The sequence below is a fragment of the Micromonospora sp. NPDC050695 genome (assembly GCF_040654415.1).
Taxonomy (GTDB): domain Bacteria; phylum Actinomycetota; class Actinomycetes; order Mycobacteriales; family Micromonosporaceae; genus Micromonospora.
The window spans coordinates 1-4,557 of sequence record NZ_JBFAHZ010000109.1; the positions used below are offsets into that span (position 1 = coordinate 1).

Here is a 4,557-nt window from a genome sequence, read left to right on the forward strand (position 1 = left end):
GGTTCTGAGCGACTCGGGGCCAACGTCGGCGGATGCGAGCAGCCTGAAAGCAGGAGCGGGCAAGTCCGGAGTCACGGAGGATGCCGGCCATGGCGAGTCGTGGACCGATGCCGAACCGGTTGGCGATGTAGAGGGCACTGGCCGAGGGAACGGCCCACGGAGCGGCGTTGATGAGCTCAGGCAACATGTCAGACCTCCACGCTGGTACGGATGACCGAGGCGATCGGGAAGGCGTCGAGAACCTTGCCACCGGCCCAGAGGCGGATCAGGTGAAGCACGTTGCGGGTGCACTCACCGCAGAGGTACGTGTCCTGGTTCCAGTCGGTGTCACGGACGTTGGACCGGCAGCCGGCGCACCAGGTGGTGCAGAAGCGAGGCATGATCACTCCCCGAAAAGGGTCGGTTGAAGCTGGCAGGAAAGGCAGTTGCCGGAGCTGTCACACTGATCCGGCATGATCGGTGTACGGCAGGTTTTGCAGCGAGTCCGGCGGGGCGTTGGCGCGCCCCGCCGCTCGCGAGCCATGTCAGATCACTTCCCGGATGGAGCCGGAGCCGAGGTCGGACGAACCTCGTCGCACCGGTACCAGACCCGGAACCCGATCACCTTGTTCTTGTCGTCCTTCGCGGTCTTCTCCATCACCCCAACCGTGAAGTTGACCAACTGGACCGGCTGGTACATGCCGATCGACTCCGCCGGGTTCTTCGGACCCGCGTAGCCGATCGTGACAACCTCGTTGTTGACCTTCCCGAAGTTGTCCCGGAAGCCCGCGATCACCTGGACGTCCCACCTCGGGACGCCATCCTTGGTCATCTCCTGCTTGTCCCGAGAGCCGAACACGAGCCTCGGTTCGGCCGACAGAAAGGCGACAGCCTGGAACGTTGCGGCCTGGTCCACGATGAACGTCTGAAGCATGAGCTGTTCCTCCCAAGGTCTATGCTCTAACATTTGGAGCATCGATGTGGCCAACTCTAACCATTAGAGCCTCGACCGTCAAGGAGAAAACCATGGGACAGTCCAAGTCGGTGCCGAAGAACGTGGCTTCCTGGACAGCGGAGCAAGTGTCCAAGCTCAAGGACCTTGTAGTCGAGGCTTCAACGATCAGTGATGATGCCAAACATGATCAAGCTACGTGGACCCTTGAATTGCTGGCCAAGCTGTCCGAAATCGAGAAGATCAGCCGTCGAGGCATACACCTGTTGACCGCATCGGCCCTGAATTACGAGGTGGCAACCGCAACCGAGGTGGCGAAGGCGAGCGGAGTCACCGTCTCGACGGTGCAGAACCGGAACGGCGGACCGATCACCCGGGAGGTCTGGAAGGAAGCCACGTCTCGCCGCACAAGAACTTGATGCCTCCGGCGGGGATCTACGACAGAGATGGCCGGGGTGCCGTTCGGATCTTGCGGTGAGTGGGTGGTTGCGCGGGTCGCCATCTCCACCGTGAGTCCGGGCGGAGCCGAGCACAGGGGGGCCACCTTGTCAAGACCGTTCAGTCGTTGAGTGCTGCGTCTTGACAAGGTGGCCCCCCTGTGCTCCACGTTGTGCGGACTCACGGCGGAGATGGCTCAGACTCTCTCCCTGTCGTGAAAACCGTTGTGGCGTAAGGGTTTTCGGTATCCTGCGGCTTCCTAGGACGCACTACCAGGTAGTGCCAGTGCTCGGGCAAGCTGAGTACCGAAGGCGGCTCCGTCGTTGACGGCGATCCAGCCTGCGTCACCCTTCATGCGGCGGACGGGTCGACGGACGTTGCGCCGGCGAATCCGTCCGGTGGTTGTGTCGATTCGCTCGACGGAAACCTGTCGTGTGACGCCCTGAGAGGCAGCCCAACGCCTCAGGAGCCGTACGGCCTTGATGGCGGTAGCCGGGTCGACTTCTCGGCCGGCTGTGACCCTCTCAAGGCCCCAGTAGCCCCAGAAGCGGCCCGGCCCCTTGCCGGGAGCTTGCCACGCCTCGGGAACGATGTGCTGGTACTCCTTGGCGGAGGCTCCGCCGTGCTTGAGGAAGTAGACCGCGACCCGCTTCGGGTCGGTGGCCTTCAAGCCCTCAGCGAAGTCGAGGCCGGTCCCTGCGGCTTCGTGCTTCATCCGCTCGACCGGATCGGGATGGGCCACGATGTCCGCCCAGACGATCGAGAGCCACTGTTTGAACGAGAGTCCATCTCCAACCGCGGTGCGTTGCCGGCCGGTTCGGCGCTCACCCGCCTTCCCGTGTGGGGGCACGACCAACAGGTGGAAGTGCGGAGCGCCGCGCCGCTGAAATTCGAGCTTCCACACGGCGATCAATGCCTCTCCCCATGCTCGCTTGTACCGAACCTGAAATGCGCGGAGATGAGCCTTAGCGGCCTTACCTTGCGGGGCGACGGTGAGCCAGTCTGCCGGATAGGTCAGGGTGACCATCGCGGCGAGCCGGTACGCACTGCTGAACATCGGCGCGTAGTCGAGTTCGCACATGACGTGCACGAAGTTGGACCGGCTCTTGCTGGACCAGGCCGTAATCTCCCTGGTGGACTCTCGGGAGTCGTCCGGGAACTCTCCATATTCCAATAAGTCGGCGGCGAGCCGGTCCACGTCGTGGTGCCGCCGAGCCGCCTCACGTTCGCGGGTGCGCTCGTGCCGGGCGAGGTCGGGGCGGCTGATCGTGATGCAGCCGGGTCCGATCATGATCCGGGGTCGGGGGCCTTCGTGGCCGTCCCAGCTGTCCCGCGTTGGCAGCTCGTCTGCCGCCCACGTGATCAGGTCAGCGGACGGGAACGCCGGTCGCCAAAGTCCCTGGTCAGAGGTGGTGCCCGGAAACTCGCGTGCAGTTTTGGGACATATAACAAGCCCTGGGCCGTCCCCGGGGCCGGCGGCCAACCCCGGGCCGCCTGCCGCGCGCTCCTGCGTCCCGCCCACGCGCGGCACCCCGGGGACGACCAAGATCCCCGGTGTGATCGGCTGGTTGACTGGCTCAACGTCCGAGTCATGACGTACCGTGGTCATCGAGCTTCCCCATCTCTTGCTTGGTCGTGGGCGGTGGGACTCACCAGGAAGGCCGTCGAGCAGCGAACTCGACGGCCTTCACCATGTCCGGCGTCTTGATCAGCGAGCGTCAGGCGCGCCGGGCTTCGCGGCCGGGAATGCCGCCAAGATCTGCTTGACATCGGCCGAGGTCAGATGGTGTCGACCGGCGTAGCTACCGAGCAATCGACGAGCATCTACCCGGTTGTCGACTCCGAGGTGGTGTAGTGCCTCAATGGCCTTGGCTACGTGGTCGGTCGGCATAGGTCAGTCCTCCTGGGCGATAGCGAGCAGGGACGCGGCGGGGAGCTGTCCGCGAGAGAGCACGAGCCCTCGGTGATGGGTGGCGACCGCAGCCGCCGTGTCGTCGGGGACGAAAGGCATGCGGACTCGGGTGAAGCCGGGACGGCCCTGGACGGCCATGGTGGCCACGCCGACGTAGACCGGGTCTTGCAGCGCTACGGGGCTGGATTCGGGGTACTGACGGATGTCGTCACCGAGCGCAGCGACAGCAGCGTCGATGGTGCGGCAGGCGAACGCGAGGCTGACGGAGCACACGTCTCGGATCTGGGTCGGGATGGCGTCCCCGGTGCCTTTCTGGGTGGCCAGGATGGTGAGGATGCCGACCGAGCGACCTTTTTTGATTAGGTCTTCCACGTGCTGAACGTTCTGGGCCGCCAGGGCATTCTTGGCTTTGAGAGCCTTGTCGCCACCGTCTTTGACCTGGGCAAAGTACGTGTGGGCTTCGTCGATGATCACAATGACGAGAGGCCAGTCCGGGGTGGCTTGACCGTGCCAGAAGTTCTTACGACCGAGCAGCGTTCGGATGCTGGCGTTCCGGGCGCGTCTGAATTCGACCAGTTCAGCGAGAACCTTGTTGGCTTGCTCCAGGTCGTCACCGACAAGGAGGGTGAAGCGGTCTGCCACGTCGGCATAGTCACCCTGAGTGGTCGGATCGTCGGTTTTGCCGTCGAGTCCGATAAACTGCACGGCGGGATGCGGGGCGAGCCGGACGAGCATGTTGTTGATGAAGCTCGTCTTGCCGGAGCCGGGTAGGCCGCAAATGCAGATGCCGGCGACGTTGGACAGTCGAAGGTTCACGTTTTCGGCGTACTCGTCCATGCCCACTTGGAGGCTGTCAAGGTTTTTCAGGACGGGAAGTGTCGCCGGGTCGGGGTCGTAGGTGCTCGGGAAGCTGAGCGGATCGATCCGGACGGCGCGGATGCGGATCTTGCCGGGCTTGACCTGGGTGACAGCCACGCGAACGGCTTTCCAGTCGTCGGACAGGTGGCGGGACGTCTTCTGGAACTCTTCAAGACCGACGCCTTCGACGGTGCGGGCAGTGCAGACGACACCGTAGGAGTCGGCTCGGACTCGCATCCGGGGTACGACGTACTTGGGCTTAGGTACCGGGGCCTTGCCGGACGCGGCGGTAGTAGCGGTGCGGTCAACGAGGACCAGGCCGAGGTTCTGAGCGACTCGGGGCCAACGTCGGCGGATGCGAGCAGCCTGAAAGCAGGAGCGGGCAAGTCCGGAGTCACGGAGGATGCCGGCCATGGCG

The 4,557-nt window shown here is 64.1% G+C and carries 6 protein-coding genes; 1 reads left to right on the forward strand and 5 read right to left on the reverse strand.

All coding sequences use genetic code 11. The features are described from left to right. From AB0H52_RS31450 to AB0H52_RS31460, 3 genes are all read right to left on the reverse strand, one after another. Positions 1-187: hypothetical protein (locus AB0H52_RS31450; protein WP_357951910.1), on the reverse strand; the 187-nt coding region annotated here is incomplete at its 3' end. A gap of 1 nt (position 188) precedes the next feature. After that, a complete protein-coding gene (locus AB0H52_RS31455) occupies positions 189-380 on the reverse strand; it encodes a hypothetical protein (protein ID WP_357951912.1) in 192 nt (63 codons plus the stop codon). A 149-nt stretch (positions 381-529) separates the two neighbouring features. Then, positions 530-913: a hypothetical protein gene (locus tag AB0H52_RS31460; RefSeq protein WP_357951914.1), complete on the reverse strand. Its 384-nt coding sequence runs from the start codon at positions 911-913 to the stop codon at positions 530-532. A gap of 92 nt (positions 914-1,005) precedes the next feature. Between AB0H52_RS31460 and AB0H52_RS31465 the strand changes: the two genes are divergently transcribed. Continuing rightward, positions 1,006-1,350: a hypothetical protein gene (locus AB0H52_RS31465; RefSeq protein WP_357951916.1), complete on the forward strand. Its 345-nt coding sequence runs from the start codon at positions 1,006-1,008 to the stop codon at positions 1,348-1,350. A gap of 278 nt (positions 1,351-1,628) precedes the next feature. Here the strand turns inward: AB0H52_RS31465 and AB0H52_RS31470 are convergent, their stop codons facing one another. Together AB0H52_RS31470 and AB0H52_RS31475 are read right to left on the reverse strand one after the other, a co-directional pair. Then, the gene (locus AB0H52_RS31470) at positions 1,629-2,978 is read right to left on the reverse strand and encodes a hypothetical protein (RefSeq protein WP_357951918.1); all 1,350 of its coding nucleotides are present in this window, start codon (positions 2,976-2,978) and stop codon (positions 1,629-1,631) included. Between the two features lie 285 nt (positions 2,979-3,263). After that, positions 3,264-4,557: FtsK/SpoIIIE domain-containing protein (locus AB0H52_RS31475; RefSeq protein ID WP_357951920.1), on the reverse strand; the 1,294-nt coding region annotated here is incomplete at its 5' end.

Coding starts and splice junctions, on each gene's coding strand:
- AB0H52_RS31465 (WP_357951916.1), top strand. CDS start 1,006: ATGGGACAGTCCAAGTCGGTGCCGAAGAACGTGGCTTCCTGGACAGCG.
- AB0H52_RS31460 (WP_357951914.1), bottom strand. CDS start 913: ATGCTTCAGACGTTCATCGTGGACCAGGCCGCAACGTTCCAGGCTGTC.
- AB0H52_RS31470 (WP_357951918.1), bottom strand. CDS start 2,978: ATGACCACGGTACGTCATGACTCGGACGTTGAGCCAGTCAACCAGCCG.
- AB0H52_RS31455 (WP_357951912.1), bottom strand. CDS start 380: ATGCCTCGCTTCTGCACCACCTGGTGCGCCGGCTGCCGGTCCAACGTC.